Source organism: Nocardia sp. AB354, assembly GCF_049538315.1.
GTDB lineage: Bacteria > Actinomycetota > Actinomycetes > Mycobacteriales > Mycobacteriaceae > Nocardia > Nocardia nova.
In genome coordinates this window covers 78154-95161 of sequence record NZ_JBMVFU010000011.1, presented here as the reverse complement: position 1 = coordinate 95161, position 17008 = coordinate 78154, and the positions used below count along the sequence as shown (strand labels likewise).

General features: G+C 68.1%; 16 protein-coding genes. 6 read left to right on the top strand and 10 right to left on the bottom strand.

What is annotated here, in order from left to right; translation table 11 throughout:
* Positions 1-52 precede the first annotated feature (52 nt).
* The 6 genes from infB (at position 53) to ACPCUW_RS17860 (ending at position 7548) form a co-directional block, all read left to right on the top strand.
* Entirely contained in the window at positions 53-3016 is a 2964-nt protein-coding gene (gene infB, locus ACPCUW_RS17885) for a translation initiation factor IF-2 (RefSeq protein WP_064904151.1), read from the top strand.
* A gap of 101 nt (positions 3017-3117) precedes the next feature.
* Complete coding sequence (locus tag ACPCUW_RS17880) at positions 3118-3408, top strand: DUF503 domain-containing protein (protein ID WP_039779566.1); 291 nt, start codon at positions 3118-3120, stop codon at positions 3406-3408.
* Between the two features lie 23 nt (positions 3409-3431).
* Positions 3432-3875 carry a 30S ribosome-binding factor RbfA gene (gene rbfA, locus ACPCUW_RS17875; protein WP_030513162.1) on the top strand — a complete coding sequence of 148 codons (444 nt, stop codon included), beginning with the start codon at positions 3432-3434 and terminating at the stop codon, positions 3873-3875.
* 96 nt (positions 3876-3971) lie between these two features.
* Positions 3972-4988 carry a DHH family phosphoesterase gene (locus ACPCUW_RS17870; RefSeq protein ID WP_423426009.1) on the top strand — a complete coding sequence of 339 codons (1017 nt, stop codon included), beginning with the start codon at positions 3972-3974 and terminating at the stop codon, positions 4986-4988.
* Between the two features lie 75 nt (positions 4989-5063).
* Positions 5064-6437, top strand: a complete 1374-nt coding sequence (locus ACPCUW_RS17865; protein ID WP_423426007.1) for an MATE family efflux transporter — start codon at positions 5064-5066, stop codon at positions 6435-6437.
* Between the two features lie 151 nt (positions 6438-6588).
* Complete coding sequence (locus ACPCUW_RS17860; RefSeq protein WP_104363038.1) at positions 6589-7548, top strand: metallophosphoesterase family protein; 960 nt, start codon at positions 6589-6591, stop codon at positions 7546-7548.
* Positions 7549-7719: 171 nt separating this feature from the next.
* Here ACPCUW_RS17860 and ACPCUW_RS17855 read toward each other — a convergent pair whose 3' ends face one another.
* The 10 genes from ACPCUW_RS17855 to ACPCUW_RS17810 all read right to left on the bottom strand — a co-directional run bounded on the left by ACPCUW_RS17855 (position 7720) and on the right by ACPCUW_RS17810 (position 16877).
* Complete coding sequence (locus tag ACPCUW_RS17855; protein WP_104363039.1) at positions 7720-8106, bottom strand: S-adenosylmethionine decarboxylase family protein; 387 nt, start codon at positions 8104-8106, stop codon at positions 7720-7722.
* Entirely contained in the window at positions 8106-8645 is a 540-nt protein-coding gene (locus tag ACPCUW_RS17850; protein ID WP_064904159.1) for a hypothetical protein, read from the bottom strand. The genes ACPCUW_RS17855 and ACPCUW_RS17850 overlap by 1 nt, the downstream gene beginning before the upstream one ends.
* A gap of 155 nt (positions 8646-8800) precedes the next feature.
* Positions 8801-10303, bottom strand: coding sequence for a PLP-dependent aminotransferase family protein (locus tag ACPCUW_RS17845; protein WP_423426005.1), 1503 nt, complete (start codon positions 10301-10303; stop codon positions 8801-8803).
* Positions 10304-10509: 206 nt separating this feature from the next.
* Positions 10510-11895, bottom strand: a complete 1386-nt coding sequence (locus ACPCUW_RS17840) for a salicylate synthase (protein ID WP_423426004.1) — start codon at positions 11893-11895, stop codon at positions 10510-10512.
* Positions 11896-11909: 14 nt separating this feature from the next.
* Positions 11910-12179: an acyl carrier protein gene (locus ACPCUW_RS17835; RefSeq protein WP_423426003.1), complete on the bottom strand. Its 270-nt coding sequence runs from the start codon at positions 12177-12179 to the stop codon at positions 11910-11912.
* Positions 12176-13168, bottom strand: coding sequence for a beta-ketoacyl synthase N-terminal-like domain-containing protein (locus tag ACPCUW_RS17830; protein ID WP_423426001.1), 993 nt, complete (start codon positions 13166-13168; stop codon positions 12176-12178). The genes ACPCUW_RS17835 and ACPCUW_RS17830 overlap by 4 nt, the downstream gene beginning before the upstream one ends.
* On the bottom strand, positions 13165-14310 hold the full coding sequence (locus ACPCUW_RS17825) for a beta-ketoacyl-[acyl-carrier-protein] synthase family protein (RefSeq protein WP_423426000.1): 1146 nt from the start codon (positions 14308-14310) through the stop codon (positions 13165-13167). The genes ACPCUW_RS17830 and ACPCUW_RS17825 overlap by 4 nt, the downstream gene beginning before the upstream one ends.
* The gene (locus tag ACPCUW_RS17820; RefSeq protein ID WP_423425998.1) at positions 14310-15815 is read right to left on the bottom strand and encodes an AMP-binding protein; all 1506 of its coding nucleotides are present in this window, start codon (positions 15813-15815) and stop codon (positions 14310-14312) included. The genes ACPCUW_RS17825 and ACPCUW_RS17820 overlap by 1 nt, the downstream gene beginning before the upstream one ends.
* Positions 15812-16087, bottom strand: a complete 276-nt coding sequence (locus ACPCUW_RS17815; RefSeq protein WP_197516554.1) for an acyl carrier protein — start codon at positions 16085-16087, stop codon at positions 15812-15814. Before ACPCUW_RS17815 ends, ACPCUW_RS17820 begins: the two co-directional genes overlap by 4 nt.
* 292 nt (positions 16088-16379) lie before the next feature.
* A complete protein-coding gene (locus ACPCUW_RS17810; protein ID WP_423425997.1) occupies positions 16380-16877 on the bottom strand; it encodes a GNAT family N-acetyltransferase in 498 nt (165 codons plus the stop codon).
* Positions 16878-17008: the final 131 nt, after the last annotated feature.

The window sequence follows — 17008 nt, the reverse complement described above, 5'->3', positions numbered from 1 at the left end:
CCTGAACGGGGAGCAAGAGACTGTCGCGCTCGACCTCTCAGTGAGGAGAGCAGTGGCAGGCAAGGCCCGCGTGCACGAGTTGGCTAAAGAACTCGGTGTCACGAGCAAAGAACTACTCGCAACGCTCAAGGAGCAGGGCGAGTTCGTGAAGTCGGCGTCGTCGACGGTGGAGGCACCCGTCGCGCGTCGGCTGCGGGAGTCGTTCGCGGCGAAGTCCGCCCCGTCCAACGGCTCCGCGAAATCCTCCGCGAAACCCGGTCCCGCCCAGGCACGTCCGGCCGCCAAGCCGGCCGGTGGCGCGACCCCGGGTCCGCGTCCCGGCCCGCGTCCGGCTCCGGCTGCGGCGCAGGCTGATTCGGCCCCCGTGGCCGAAACCCCCGCGGCGGCAGCGCGTCCCGATGCGGTGAAGCCCGGTCCGGCCGTCAGGCCCGGTCCGAAGCCGGCCGCTCCCGCGGCCTCCGCCGGTGCGGCGCCGTCGGCGTCCGCCCCGTCGGCTCCGGCGCAGCAGCCCGGTGCCCGTCCGGCCCAGGGCGCGCCGCGTCCCGGTCAGCCGCGCACACCGGGTGGACAGCAGGGTGCGCCGCGTCCGGCGACGCCCGGTCCCAAGCCCGGTCCGAAGACCCCGCGGGTGGGCAACAATCCGTTCTCCTCGGCGCCCGAGCGCCCGGCGCCGCGTCCAGCTCCCGGCCCGCGTCCGGGGCCCGGTCAGGGTGCGCCGCGTCCGGGTCAGGGCGGTCCGCGCCCCGGCCAGGGTGGCCCGCGTCCGGGCCCGGGTCAGGGTGCGCCGCGTCCGGCCGCAGGCCAGGGCGGTCCCCGTCCCGGTGGCCCGCGTCCGTCTCCCGGCTCGATGCCGCCCCGGCCGAATCCGGGTGCGATGCCCGCTCGTGCGGCCCGTCCGGGCCCGTCGGCGGGTCGTCCGGGTCGTCCCGGCGGTGCGCCGGGTGGCGGTGGCGGTCGTCCCGGCGGTGGCGGCGGCGGTAACTACCGCGGTGGCGGCGGTGCCGGTGGCGGCGGTGGCGCGGGTGCGCCCGTGGCCGGTGGTTTCCGCGGTCGTCCCGGTGGCGGCGGTGGCCGTCCGGGTGGTGGCGGCGGTCGCGGCGGTGCCGCGGGTGCCTTCGGCCGTCCCGGTGGCGCCCCCCGCAAGGGCCGCAAGTCGAAGCGGGCGAAACGCGCCGAATACGAGAACATGCAGGCACCGTCGGTCGGTGGCGTGCGGCTGCCGCGCGGCAACGGCGAGATCATCCGTCTCGCCCGCGGCGCGTCGCTGTCGGACTTCGCCGAGAAGATCAACGCCAACCCGGCCTCGCTGGTGCAGGTGCTGTTCAACCTCGGTGAGATGGTCACCGCGACCCAGTCGGTCAACGACGAGATCTTCGAGCTGCTCGGCGGCGAGATGAACTACGTCGTGCACGTGGTCTCGCCCGAGGACGAGGACCGCGAGCTGCTGGAGAGCTTCGACCTCAGCTACGGCGAGGACGAGGGCGACGAGGGCGACCTGCAGGTCCGCCCGCCGGTCGTGACCGTCATGGGTCACGTCGACCACGGTAAGACCCGACTGCTGGATACGATCCGCAAGACCAACGTCCGCGAGGGCGAGGCCGGCGGTATCACCCAGCACATCGGCGCCTACCAGGTCCTCACCAACGTCAACGACGAAGAGCGCCTGATCACCTTCATCGACACCCCGGGTCACGAGGCGTTCACCGCCATGCGTGCCCGTGGTGCCAAGGCCACCGACATCGCGATCCTGGTGGTCGCCGCCGACGACGGCGTCATGCCGCAGACGGTGGAGGCCATCAACCACGCGCAGGCCGCGGATGTGCCGATCGTGGTGGCGGTCAACAAGATCGACAAGGAAGGCGCGAACCCGGAGAAGGTCCGCCAGCAGCTCACCGAATACAACCTGGTGGCCGAGGAGTACGGCGGCGACACCATGTTCGTCAACATCTCGGCGCGTCAGGGCACCAATATCGAAGCCCTGCTCGAGGCCGTGGTGCTGACCGCGGACGCCGCACTGGACCTGCGGGCCAACCCGGATATGGACGCCCAGGGTGTCGCCATCGAGGCGCATCTGGACCGCGGCCGTGGTCCGGTGGCCACCGTGCTGGTGCAGCGCGGTACCTTGCGCGTCGGCGACTCGATCGTGGCGGGTGACGCCTACGGCCGCGTCCGCCGCATGGTCGACGAACACGGCGAGGACGTGGACGCGGCGCTGCCGTCGCGTCCGGTGCAGGTCATCGGTTTCACCTCGGTGCCGGGCGCGGGCGACAACCTGCTCGTCGTCGAGGAGGACCGCATCGCCCGCCAGATCGCCGACCGGCGCAATGCGCGCAAGCGCAACGCTCTGGCCGCGCGCAGCCGCAAGCGGATCAGCCTGGAAGATCTGGATGCCGCTCTGAAGGAGACCTCGGAGCTCAACCTGATCCTCAAGGGCGACAACTCCGGTACGGTCGAGGCCCTGGAAGAGGCGCTGCTCGGCATCGAGATCAGCGACGAGGTCCGGCTGCGGGTCATCGACCGCGGTGTCGGTGGTGTCACCGAGACCAACGTCAACCTGGCCTCGGCGTCGAACGCGATCATTATCGGGTTCAACGTCCGGGCCGAGGGCAAGGCCACCGAACTCGCCAACCGCGAGGGTGTGGACATCCGCTACTACTCGGTGATCTACCAGGCCATCGACGAGATCGAGAAGGCCCTCAAGGGCATGCTCAAGCCGATCTACGAAGAGGCCGAACTGGGTCGCGCCGAGATCCGCGCGGTGTTCCGCTCCTCGAAGTTCGGCAACATCGCGGGCTGCATGATCACCTCCGGGACGGTCAAGCGCAACGCCAAGGCCCGTCTGCTGCGCGACAGTGTGGTGATCGCCGATACGACGATCCAATCGCTGCGCCGGGAGAAGGACGACGCCACCGAGGTCCGCGAGGGCTTCGAATGCGGTATGACGTTGGGCTACAACGACATCAAGGAAGGCGACATCATCGAGGCCTACGAGCTTCGGGAGAAGCCGCGCGACTGAGTCGCCCACAGTGAACGAACGTCACGTTCGGTGCAGGCATTGACCGGACGTGACGTTCTCTTCGCCGGGCGCTGTGTCGCGACACGTGAAGAGGTGAGCCGTTGTTCGTCGGTGCGCTGGAGTTCGACATCCTGCTCGGCGATGTGCACTCGTTGAAGGAAAAGCGGTCGGTGATCCGCCCGATACTGGCCGAACTGCAGCGCTTCGGCGTCAGCGCGGTCGAGGGCGGAGATCACGATCAATACCGCCGTTCACAGTTGGGCGTCGCACTGGTCAGCTCCGAGATGGGACATCTCACAGCGGTGCTGGACAAGTGTGAACGCCACGTGGCGGCCCGTCCGGAGTTACAGTTGCTGGCAGTACGCCGCCGCATCTTCGGACCCGAAGACTGAATGACAAGTGAGGAGGGCCCGCCATGGTGGATCAGGCCAGGGCACGCCGACTCGCGAAGCGGATCGTCTCGATCGTCGGGACGGCGATCGAATACGAGATCAAGGATCCGCGGCTGCGTTTCGTCACCGTCACCGATGCCAAGGTGACCGGTGATCTGCGGGAGGCGACCGTCTATTACACGGTGATGGGTGAAACCCTCGCCGCCGAACCGGATTTCGCGGGCGCCGCGGCCGGACTGGAAAAGGCCAAGGGTGTGCTGCGGTCCAAGGTGGGCGCGGCCACCGGGATCAAGTTCACGCCGTCGCTGAGTTTCGTCCTCGACACGGTGCCGGATGCGGCGCGCGAGATGGAACAGCTGCTGGCGAAGGCCCGTGCGGCCGACGAGAAGGTGGCACAGGTCGCGGCCAACGCCACCCATGCCGGCGACGCCGATCCCTACAAACCCGACCCCGACGAGGAAGACTGACCGCGACGGCGGTCGACGCGGTGGACGGGCGGGGCTCGCGAGGCGGTTCCCCGGTTCTGTCGCCGGTGAGTCGAGCGCCGGAGAATCGAGCTTGAAATGACAGCTGTGACGTCGTCGGCGGATCCGGCCGCGGCCGTCGAGGTATTGGCGGCCGCGCGATCGGTGACCGTGCTGTGTCATGTGCAGCCGGACGCCGATACCGTCGGCAGCGGACTGGCACTGGCGCAGGTGCTGCATCGGCGCGGTGTGCCGGTGCAGGTGTCCTTCGCCGAGCCGGCCGAACTCCCGGCATCGATGCGCTCGCTGCCCGGCGTGGAGTTTCTGGTGCCCCCCGCACAGGTGGCGGAGCGAGTGGACCTGCTGGTCACCGTCGACTGCGGCAGCGTCGGGCGCCTGGGTGCGCTCGCGGACCGAATCGACGGCGCCGCAACCACTGTGGTGATCGACCACCATCGCTCCAACACCCGCTTCGGTGATGTGAACCTGATCGACGAGACCGCGGAGTCCACCACCAGTGTGCTGGCGCGGCTGTTCGACGCCTGGGGTGAGGAGATCGACCGGGACATCGCGCACTGCCTGTTCGCCGGTCTGGTCACCGATACCGGGTGCTTCCGCTGGGGCGGTCCGGGCACCCATTTGCTAGCCGATCGTTTGCTGTCCACCGGAATCGACGGCGCGGGAATCACTCGCACACTGATGGACACCCATCCCTTCGGCTGGTTGCCGATGTTGTCGCGGGTGCTCGGATCGGCGCGACTGGAACCGCGGGCGGCCGGCGGCGCCGGACTGGTCTACGCCTTCGTCCGCAGCGACGACTCCTACGGATTGCGGTCGGAAGAGGTGGAAAGCGTCATCGACGTCGTCCGCACCACCGCCGAGGCGGATGTGGCGGCGGTATTCAAACAGTCCCGCACCGACGCCGGCTGCTGGACGGTATCGCTGCGCTCGCGCGACAGCGGTGTAGGCACCGGCGATGCCGTCGACGTCGCCCGAGTCGCGACCGGTCTGGGCGGTGGTGGCCACCGCTACGCCGCCGGCTATACGACATACGGGACGTCCGAAGACGTGGTTGCTGATCTGCTCGCGGAATTGGCCCCCGGCCGTGAGAGCTGAGCATGAGACGCGGCGGGTGGCCGGTAGCGGTCTCCGCGGACGTTCGCCGCGGTCGCCGGGGCCGGGCCTGACGGCATGGTCGAGACACATCCCGAAGACGGTGTCACGGCCGTTGCCGGCGCCGCGCGCCACGATGCGGGTCCGCGGCGCATCCTCGGCATCGCGATCCCCACGCTGGGAGTGCTTGTCGCCGAACCGATCTACCTTCTCTTCGATATGGCGGTGGTGGGCCGGCTGGGAGCGCTGGCGCTCGCGGGACTCGCCGTGGGTGGCCTGATACTCGGTCAGGTCAGCACGCAGCTGACGTTCCTGAGTTACGGGACCACCGCTCGCTCCGCGCGCCGCCACGGCGCCGGTGATGAACGAGGCGCGGTTGCCGAAGGGGTGCAGGCGAGTTGGCTCGCGGTGGCCGTCGGATTGGCGATCGTCGTTGTGCTGCAGGTGTTCGCACGACCCGTCGTGGATGTGATCGCGGGCGGCGCCGATATCGCGGACGAGGCGTTGCGCTGGTTGCGGATCGCGCTGTTCGGAGTCCCGTTGATCCTGCTCACCATGGCCGGTAACGGCTGGTTGCGCGGGGTGCAGCAGACGCGGCGTCCGCTGGTGTATGTGATTGCGGGACTGGTTGTTTCGGCACTGCTGTGCCCGCTGCTGGTGCACGGCCTGCTGGGGGCGCCCCGGATGGAACTGGCCGGATCGGCCGTGGCCAATGTGGCCGGGCAGGTCGTCTCGGCCGGGCTGTTCGTGGCCGCGCTGGTGCGCCGGCGGGTGCCGCTGCGGCCCCATCCGCGAGTCATGCGGGCGCAGTTGGTGCTCGGCCGGGATCTGATCGTCCGGAGTCTGGCGTTCCAAGCCTGTTTCGTCTGTGCCGGTGCGGTCGCCGCCCGGTTCGGCGCCGCTTCGGTGGCGGCACACCAACTCGTGCTGCAGCTGTGGAATTTCCTTGCCCTGACCCTCGATTCGCTGGCCATCGCGGCGCAGACTCTCACCGGTGCGGCGCTGGGCTCCGGCGACGCATCCGGCGCGCGCGTGCTGGCCCGCCGGATCACGGTGTGGTCCACCCTGTTCGCGGTGGTGCTCGCCGTGATCTTCGCCGCCGGATACGCCGTCGTCCCCCAGGTTTTCACCGACGATCCGGCGGTCCTGGACCGCGTGCATGTGATCTGGTGGTTCTTCGTGCCCCTCATTCCCGCCGCCGGGGTGGTCTTCGCCCTCGACGGCGTGCTGCTGGGCGCGGGCGACGCCTCGTATCTGCGCACCACCACGATGGCCGCGGCGCTGCTGGGATTCCTGCCCGCGATCTGGCTGTCGCTGAGCTTCGACTGGGGTATCGCCGGGATCTGGTCCGGGCTGAGTGCCTTCATCCTGCTGCGCCTGATCGCGGTGAGCTGGCGGGCGCTGTCGGGGCGCTGGGCTCGAGTCGGCAGTGAGATCCCGCGGTCGGTATGACCGAACACCACGACGTCGTATCCGGAAGCGTATCGGTACCCGGCCGCCGACGTGCGCACCGCGGACGGTGTGCGAAATACGCGGCGCCGGGTATGTCCGCACGCGAGGGTCGGGTGTGCTCGCATCACGATGATCATGGGATGGTGGAACGGTGATTCCTAAGTTGATGGCGGTGAGCGATATCCATGTCGGTCATCAGGGGAACAAACCGGTGGTCGAGCAGATCCGCGCGGATTCGCCCGAGGACTGGCTGATCGTCGCCGGCGACGTGGGGGAGAAGACCGACGACATCCGCTGGGCGCTGCGCACCCTGCGGGAACGCTTCGCCAAGGTGATCTGGGTCCCGGGCAATCACGAATTGTGGACCACGACCAAGGATCCCGTGCAGATCAAGGGCGCCCCCCGCTACGACTACCTGGTCGCGCTGTGCCGCGACCTCGATGTGGTGACCCCGGAGGACGAATTCCCGGTCTGGGAGGGCGCGGGCGCCGAACAGTACGGCGGGCGGGTGACGATCGCGCCGCTGTTCATCCTCTACGACTATTCGTGGATGCCCGAGGGGGCGTACACCAAGGCCGAGGCGCTGGCCATCGCCCGGGACCGCAATGTGGTCGCCACCGACGAATTCCTGCTGGCCAGCGACCCCTACCTGACGCGCGACGCCTGGTGCCGGGCTCGCGTCCAGTACAGCAGGCGCCGGCTCGACGCGCTGGAACCCGATACCGCGGTGGTGCTGATCAACCATTTCCCGATGCTGCGCGAACCCACCCGGATGCTGTTCTATCCGGAGTTCTCGCTGTGGTGCGGGACCGAGGACACCGCCGACTGGCACACCCGCTACAACGTGGTGTGCTCGGTCTACGGCCACCTGCACATCCCGCGCACCACCTTCTACGACGGTGTCCGGTTCGAAGAGGTCTCGCTCGGCTATCCGCGCGAATGGCAGCGTCGCGGCCTGCCGGACAAGCTCCTGCGCCAGATCCTGCCCGCCCCCGAATACGGGCCGGACGACCTGAACGAATGGGGCGGCCACTTCAAGATCACCCCCGAGATGCGGGCGGCCGCCGAGGAGATGCGCCGCCTCGCCGACCGCCGCCGCGGCGTGCGCTGACCGCGCGGCGTGCGCGCCGACCTGCGGTGACGAGCCGCAGCGGCGTGCGCGGGACGGCGCGTCACCACGTCACACAGTGGATTCTCGGCACCTCGTTGCACATGCGACCAGCATTCCCGGAGACGTATTCGCCGGCCGGTACAACAATTGACGTGCGTCTTCCGCCCCGCACTACCGGATGATGAGAGTTTGCCGAATCTCGTCCGAGCCGAACCAGTCCGCGCTGAACCGCAGCGCGAGTTCGGAGTCGAAGCGGCGGCAGGAGAAGATGTTCAGATAGGCGCGCCCGAGTTTCTCGCTGAAATGCCCTACGATGCTGGAGGTCTCGATCAACTGCACCAAGGTGTAGCCGGAGGTGACCGGATCGTCGTGGCCGAAGTGCTCGATTATCGGCTCGCCGAAGGGCTTCATCTCGATCAGCTTGACCAATTCTCGAGCGTATCCCCTGATGGCCTCGGCGTCGCTGATCCCCTCCGGGGCGCAGCCACCCAGGTCCAGGATCAGTTCCATCCCGAAGGTCATCGGGCCGGCGCTGTCGTGCCGCCATCGGCGCGCCATCAACGCTCCCCGAATTCATAAGCGACGAATGTCTGTGTGTCGAGTGTCCGCAACCTCGGCTCGCTGTAGCGCCCCAGAATTCGCAGCGAGGACGCGAGCACGGCCTTCTCGTCGACATTGAACGCGCAGTAGTCCATGAGCGCGATGCCACCGGCGTCGCGCTGCGGGGCGGACATGGCCTCCAGCATGGCTGCGAAGCCGCCGCGCAGGTCGGGCCGGACACCGATGAAACCGATGTACCACAGCGTGCGGGCCGCAAAGTGGGCCGGATAGATCCGTCGGAAATAGGCGGGCGAGATCAGCGGCCACGCTTCCAAGTCGTTCGTCGACACACCGAGCCCGACGATGGTGTTGTCATCGTCGGTCAGTAGGTACTTGACGATCCGCTCATCACCCATGACGTCGATGAACTCGTCACGGCGCATGAGATGGCGCTGCGCCGCCATTGCATTGATCTCGGTGAACGTTTCACGATAGAAGGTCCACGCCTCGTCGAGGGCGGGCGTCGGACCTATTTCAGGCGCCTCGATGATCTTCACAGTCTGCTTCCGCCGAGAGCTTGGACAGAAGTGCCTTCTGCCCGTTGAGGTTTGGGGTTGAACGCTATCGGCGGCCGGCTCCGCGACAAAGAGCCAATATCGTCGAACTGCGCTGGGCCAACCTGCGGCGTGTGGATACCCCCGCGCTCTGCACATCAGTTGCCCGCGCGGCCGCAGCCCACTGTGAAATCGCCGCTACACGTGGCAGTCCCGGTTTCGCTGCGCGGTTGCCTGTTCCTCTCCAGCGCGGTGCGCAGCAAGTCGAGCGCGTGGTCGACGTCGGTTGTGGCGATGGCCCCGTATCCGACGATAAGGCCGTCGGGACCGTCGCTCATGCGATACCGGGATATCGGAAAGATGCCGACGCCGTCCGTCCGCGCGCGGGCGGCGACGGCAGCCGCGTCGACGCCGGGCTGGGTCCACGCCGATACGTGTAGGCCCACCGCCGACGGAATAACGGTCAGCAAGTCGGCGAAGCGTGTGCTCAACAGTTCGACTATCCGCTCATGGCGGGCCTGGTACTCCCGGCGCATCCGCCGGATGTGTTTGGCCAGCATGCCTTCTTCGATGAAGCCGAGAAGAGCGACCTGAGCAGGCTGCGGCGAATGCCAGTCGGTCACGTACTTCGCGGCGCGCAGTGCCGCGAACAGCGGCGCGGGAGCGGCGACGAAACCGATCCGGAGCACCGGAAGCATGACCTTGGAGAACGTTCCCACGTAGATAACCCGGCCTGCGGTGTCGATGCTGTGCAGCGTCTCGAGCGGACGACCACCATAGCGGAACTCGGTGTCGTAATCGTCCTCGATCACCACTACGTCGCGACTACTCGCCCAGTCCAGCAGCGCCCGCCTGCGCCGGCTCGACATCGGCACGCCGAGCGGGAACTGATGCGATGGGGTGACACACACGATCCGCGTGCGATCGGGAAGCAGATCGACCCGCAAGCCCTCCGAGTCCACGTCGACTCCCACGACGTCTGCCCCGAGGCTGCGAAACAGTTCCCGCACAAGTGGATAGCACGGGTTTTCGATGACCACACGGTCGCCCGGCCGTAGCAGCACCCGTCCCACCAGGTCCAGCGCCTGCTGGATGCCCTGCGTGATGATGATCTCGTCCGCAGTCACCTGAACTGCCCGCGAGACCCCGATGTGGCGGGCGATGGCCGCCCGTAGCGCGGGGAGACCCGCCGGGTCGATGGGCATTCCGGTGCCGATCGACGACGTCCGGAACGCCTGCGAGGTCAACCTCCGCCATGCCTCGTACGGAAACAACCGCACGTCCGGAATGCCCGGCCGTAGGTCGTACGGCGGTGTGTCGGTGAAGAAGCCGGGCGCGGGCACCCTGATATCCGCCCACAACGGCTGCGGGTGGACCACCGCAGCCGATGTCGCGTCCGCCGGGTGATGCCGCTGCCGCGCGACCGTCGCGCGTACGAAAATGCCTGCGCCGACCCGGCTCTCGGCGAGCCCCTCGGCGACCAGTCGGTCGTAGGCACCGGTCACGGTATTGCGCGACACCGCCAGCCTCCGCGCCAGTTCCCGGGAAGGCGGCAACCGCCGACCCGGGATCAGCCGCCCGTCCAGCACGGCGGCTTTGATCTGCCGGTATATCTGCCCGCCGAGATCTCCTCGGCCGGTGAGGGTTACGTGCACATCCACGGTCAGCCTCGACAGCGGGGCAGCGACCGAAAACGAGCAGGGCCGGTAGCCCGCCGAAGCCGCTCGGCGTCGCGTGGTGGCATCGAGGAAGGCGCGATCACGGGTGAATCCAGCCGAGCATGCCTGAGACTAATCAGGCATGCGTGGGCGACGCAACTTCGCCGCTATACCCGGCAGTGCCAATGCGAAATCGATGATTCCTGACGCTAGGAGCGGTGCGATCGCCTGCCCGTCACCATCGGTGATCGCGGAGTCGACCCAGGTCCATGGGAGATCGCGGGTACCAGATACGGGGCGACGCTGCCCAACTTCTCACAGGTTTCCTCGAATTCCCGGTCCGGCCGCGACTGAGCAACGATGCCGGCGCCTGCTCGCACCCACGCCGCGTCCGCGTCCTGGTACACCGCCCGCAACACCAGGGCCGCCTCCAGTGAGCCGCTTTCCGAAAGTGTCACCACCGCACCGGAATACAGTCCGCGGGCGGCGTCATGGCGGAACACGGCGTCGACAGCCGCCCGTTTGGGGATGCCGGACGCGGTGACCGCCGGGAACAACGCGTCCAGCGCATCCCACCGGGTCCGGTGCCGGGCGAGCCTGCCGCGCACCGTGGAGGCCAGATGCTGGACGCTGCCGCGCTCGCGAACCGCCATGAAGTCGGCCACCGTCGTGGTACCCGGTTCGGCGATGGAAGCGATCTCGGCGAACGATGTCTTCACCGAGACGGCGTGTTCCACGATCTCCTTCGGGTCCGATTCCAGGTCATTGCGGGCGGCCAGATCTGCCGCGACGCCCTGCCCCAGCGCCCGGGTGCCCGCCAGCGGTTCGGTGGTGACGACACCCTCGTCGTCGACCGACACCACCAGCTCCGGGCTGAATCCCGCTGCGGCCAGACCACCGAGCCGCAGCAGGAACGACCGGGCCGGTGTGTTGTGTGCCCGGCCCAGGCGGTAACTGGCAGGCAGGTCGACCCGGAAGGGCAGCTCGACCCGGCGAGACAGGATCACCTTCTGATAGTCACCCGCAGCGATCTCCGCGACGGCCGCCGCCACACGTGCACGGTAGCCGCAGGTATCGGCGCGCACGTCGACCGGATGCGGTGTCGGCAGTGGCTCGGCCGGTGACAGGAGCAGTTGCTCGATCACCTCGACTTCGGCAGCGGTCGCGCCATCGACGCCGACCCCCGATTCGGTGACTGTCACCTCGATTCGCGGAATGATCACGTGCGCCAAAGCGGCTCTCTCGGTGAGGTGCCGTTGCGCGCCGAGCGCATCGGCACAGAACTCGAAGGCGATCCAGCCATAGGCGGTACCCGAGGCTCCCGGGCCGCAGGTCACCCGCAGCGAGTCGAGCGCCCGCTCCAGCGCGTCCACAGGTCTGCCGGTCCAGCGTTCGCGAGCAGACCCTGCCGAGGTGCTCACCCGCAGCTCGTCGGTGTCCAGTTCGACCCGACCGAGCGGGGCGGCTGCGAACACCCATCGGCCGGGCCGCTCATAGACGATGTAGTCACTGAAATGGCCGGAGCAGGCCAGCCGCGAGACCGCGGTCGCGGGATCGACGGCGCTTGTCAGTCGGACGGATTCCGGGGTGGTCACGTGGTCCTCCAAGATCAGGTATTCGGGTCCGCGCCGAGCATGCGGTCGACGAGTTCGCGGACATTCGCCAGCGATGTCAGCGAAGCGACCTCGGTGTCTGGAATTGTTATCCGGTAGCGCTGCTCGATACGGGTCGCGAGCTCGAGTTCGAGCAGCGAGTCGACGTTCCATTCGTCGATGAAGTTTGTGTGGTCACTGATTTCGGCCGCAGGCACTTCCAGCACGCGCGCCACCAATTGCCGTAGGTCCTCCGGGTCCACCCGCTCGGGAATATTCCTTGTCATCGTTCCTCCGGGTCGAGTTCGCTGTTTCCGACGCTGCGCCCGACCGAGGCGGATGCGGCGTGCGGTGCGCGCAGGTGTACGGTCACGGCCTCGCCGCCGTGCTGACCGCCACAGGTGGCGTACACCGGGTTCCGGTCGCCGCCGTCCAACTGCGCCACCGCCGCCACGCACTGGAGCACTCCGAGCGCACCCGAGCACTCTCCGAGCCGTCGGGTCAGATCCAGGATGCGGATCGACGAGCCGAACTCCGCCGAGACATCCGCCGGTGTGAGCCACAATCGCGGCGGTCGGGCCACCGTGCGGATCGCGTCGATCACCTGGTCGACACTGTCGCTGTGGCAATCAGCGCCGATCAGTGCCCGGACGATTGCCTGTCGATTCGCCGCGTGCGCATCCGACTCCAGGATCACCGCCGCGGCTCCGTCGAACACCCGCCGACCGGGTCCGAGCAAGCTGCGCACCGGTCCGGTGTCCGGTTCGACACCGACGACGATCGCAGCGTCGGCCCGGCCGGCCCCGATGAGCGTGGCGGCCCACAACAGCGCGTCCAACCCGCTGGTCCGCCCGCTGCACAGGGTGATGTTCGGTCCGCGCAGCCCGTGCCGGATCGCGATCCACCCGGCGATGGCGTTGGACGACACGTGCGGCAGACCCAGCGGACTGAGCGCGGCCGTGGATTGCTCGGCGATCCGATCGGTGAACTCGCAGACGCTGTCGAGATTGCCGAAGTTGGAGCTGACGACGGTGGCTGTCGTCGACTGCTCGCCACCGGTCGAGTCGGCGGCCAGGCCGGCGTCGGCGAGCGCCTGCTCGACCGCGCACAGTGCCAGTCGCGACGCACGGTCCTTGTGTCGCATGTGCCGTCCCGTGAGATCGGGTGACGGCCCGACTCCCGGCTCGACCGGATCTGTCGACAGCAGATCGGCAGCGGCCCGCAGGCCCGGGCCGGCTAGGCCGACGCCGGTGACCACCGTCGCCCGGCCCGTCACCGTGTCCCCTTCCCGATGACGGCGACCGCATTGATGCCACCGAAACCGAACGCGTCGATCTGCGCCACGGCCAGGTCCGCCCGCACGACGTCGCGAGCCAGGTGCAGCCCGCCCGCCTCGGCGATCGGATCGGTGAGACCCAGAATCGGCGGCACCGATCCGCGGCGCATGGCGACAGCCGCGACGATCAGACTCAACAACCCGGACCCGCCGAGCGTATGGCCGGTCATCGACTTGATCGCCGTCATCACCGGTGGCGCGGCCGAATCCCCGAACACGTCGGTCAAAACAGACGCCTCGACGGCGTCGTTGAGTTGCGTTCCGCTTCCGTGCAACATCACCAGGTCGACGTCGGCGGCGTCGATGCCGGCCCGTTCGTGCGCGTCGGCGATGACCTCGCGGATACTCTCCCGGTCCGGCGCCGTGGCATGGCGGGCGTCGCAGTTCATGCCGACACCGAGCAGGCTCACGTGTCGTGCGGTGGCGGCCCCGGCCCGGCTCACGACGACGGCCACGGCGCCTTCGCCCATGATCATGCCCGCGCGCGCGACGTCGAACGGACGCAGCGCCTGCGGTGTCCTGGTCTGAACGCGATCGATGGTCCCGAATGCGCTCTCGGTGATCGAGTCGGTGCCCGCGACCACCACGGTCTCGGCGAGGCCCAGTTCGATCATGTCGGTCGCCATGCCCAGCGCATACAGCGACGCAGCACAGGCACAGGCGACGGTGTGCACCCGCCCGACCTGGGGAAGGTCCCGCAACGCAGCCGAGAAGTCGAGGCGATCGGGATCGAGTCCCTCCCCGGTCTTTCCGCCGATTTCTCGCCACCAGAGTTCGGCGGACCGCTGTTCCCGCAGGGTGGTTCCGACCACCACCGGATACCGCTCGGTAGTTCCCTCCAGGCCCGCATCGGTCAGCGCCGCCTCGATCACGGTGCGCAGCCACTCGGTGGCGCGAAACGGCCGGTCGCCGTCTGCAGTCCGATCGTCGACCTCATACGCGTGGCACGTCCGGTATTTCGCCGCGTCGAACGCGCGTAGCTTCGAGATTCCGCTCCGCTGTGCGCACAGTGACTCGAAGATCGCATCGGGCGTCTCCCCGATGGACGCGACAGCTGCCATCCCGGTGACATCCCACGACATCAGTGCGCTCCGATCGCCCGAAGCTGGTTTCGCGCGAGCTTGCCGGTCCAAGTCGTCGGCAGGGCATCGACCAGCTCGATGCGGCTGGGGCGCTTCAACGACGCGAGCTCGGCACGCAGACAGGCGATGACAGCGCGACGAACGGCACTGGACTCCCGGTCATCCTCAACGACGACGAAAAGCACTGCCTGCTGCAGCCCGTGGTCGTCCGCCACCCCTACCACGGCGCAATCGCGCACCCCTACGACAGCACGGACGACACCCTCGATCTCGGCAGGCGCCACCTTGTAGCCGCCGAGATTCAGAAAGTCGTCGGCGCGGCCGACGTAGTAGATCGGGCCGCCGCGGGTGCGCCGGACAATGTCGCCGGTGTACGCGCCGCCGTCGGCGAAGGTTTCCCGAGTCGCTTCCGGTCGGTCGAGATAGCCGGCCGCGACGGACGGACCCGCGACGTGCAGGCGGCCCTGCACCTCGTCACCGTCGAGAATCCTGCCGTCCTGGTCGCGCACCGTGGCCCGTACCCCGGGCACGGGCCTGCCGATGGTGCCGGGACCCGGTTCGGCGGGATTCGTTGCCAGCAGGATGTACAGCGCTTCGGTCGTCCCGAGACTATTCACCAGCGGAACCCCAAGGCGCCGCATCACCCGTTCGCTCAGGTCTGCCGGCAGCGCTTCCCCCGCGGAAACCGCCAAACGCAGCCTGCTGCCACGGTCGTCGAATGATTCGGCCAGAGCCGCGTAGAGGCGCGGCACCGAGAACAACACGGTCGGACGGTGGCGCCGCAGCGCCGCGGCGACGAACTGGGCGTCCACCCCGCCGTTGAGCAGCACGGTCGTCGCACCCGCGTGCAGCGGCAGCAACAGGGAATTGCCGAACCCGTACGCGAACGAGAGTTTGGCCGTCGAGAGCACAATATCGCCGGGTGCCAGCGCGGCTATCCGCCCGAACCCGGACGGCACCCACTGCAGCGCGCTCGCCCGATGCGCCACGCCCTTCGGCACGCCGGTGCTGCCGGAGGTGTACTGCACCAAGGCTTCTTGATCGGGCAGCCACTGCTGCTGCTGCGGCGTGGCCGCCTTACCGGAACGCCGTTGCCGCAGTATCAACTCGCGGACGTGGTTCCGGAACTGGCCGATGTCCGGGAGCGCCGCGGCAAGTCTGCTCAGGCGCGTCCCGGATACATCGACGTATCCGAACTTCACCCCGCTGTCGGCCGCGATAAACCCGATCTCCTTGTCCGACAGCGCCGGATTCACCGGCACCGCCGCGCAGCCGTGCCACCACAGCCCGAGCACAGCCACCACCGTGGCGACCGAGTCGTCCGCCAACACCATGGCCCGGCTGCCCGGCGCGACTCCGTTGCCGGAGAGCAGATCCGCGAATGCGCCTGCAGCGCGGTACAATTCGGTGTAGCCGATCTCGCCGAGCTCGGAATCGATATAGGCGGGCGCGTCTTTTCTGGGCGAGTCGAGGTGTCGTCCGACGAAGAATTCGACGAGATTCACCGATGCACCCCACCCGAGCTGTCGACGACCGCCAATGCGTCGCCGAGCGAATCGAGCCGTGCGATCGAACCATCCGAAAGCGTCACCGAGAATTCGCGTTCGATTCGGGCTAGTATTTCGGTCTTTTCCAGCGAAGACGCGCCCAGATCCTCGTAGAAATGCGCCCGTATATCGACACCGTCTACGTCCATCTCGAGCACTTCGGCGGTAATGGCGCGAAGCCGGTCACAATTGCTGCCACTGCCGCCGTGCCGTTCTTCGGATCCGGCCATATTCATATCCTGACACTGCTCTTTCCGCCATTGACGAGGCACCCGAAATGCGGTCGCGCACCGGGTCGAACGAAATTGCTTCGGCGGCGTTGGATAAGATTCCGTCCACCCGATCCGCTATTTCTTTCCTCGTACGGTTGCACCATATATTTCCGAACCTCTGAGGAAAAGTGCCAATATCAACGAACCGCAGTGGTCCGGTTGCGGGCAGAATGAGCGGGGGGCTCGACCGGCCGCTGTATGGACCCACCTTTGTTCCCGGCGTCGGTGTGCGGTGCGGACGCTCGGCGGTTCAGCGGAAGCGATGCACCATGGTCACGCTCGTCGTACCGGCCCGGTTGACCACATGCGAGCCCGGGACGATGTCGAAACCGAGTCGCTCGTACAGCCGCAGCGCCGGATTGGATTGCCGCACACTGAGGCTCACCGCGTCGTAGCGCTGCCGGGCATCCGTCAGCAGACGGCGCAGCAGAGTGGTGCCGAGCCCGCTGCCGCGCAACTGTGGCGCCACTCCGATCGCGAGTTCGGGTGTCGCGTCGTCGACGTATCCGTAGCCGGGGTTGTCGGCGGGAAACAGTCGCAGCCAGGCGGCACCCGCGCCGCCGGTCGGCCCGCCGACGAACCCGAGATCCCCCGCGCGGCCCCAGCCCTCGACGTAGCGCGCGAGTTCGGGCACCGAGCGCAGTTCGTCCGAAGTCATGTTCTGTTCGGCCGCGTGAGAGGCTTCGAACAGCATCGCCCACAGCAGGGGCTCGTCGGCAGGTGTGGCGGTAGCGACCGAATGGGGCATGCCGCGCGACTCTACGGCCTTCGACCCCGACGGATCCTCCCATTTTCCGGTGCGCCTGCTGCGGTGGGCCGCTGCGGCTTCCCCGGAGCTGGCCGAGTCCGGGTAGCGCCCGCACCGCTAGGCTCGTAGCG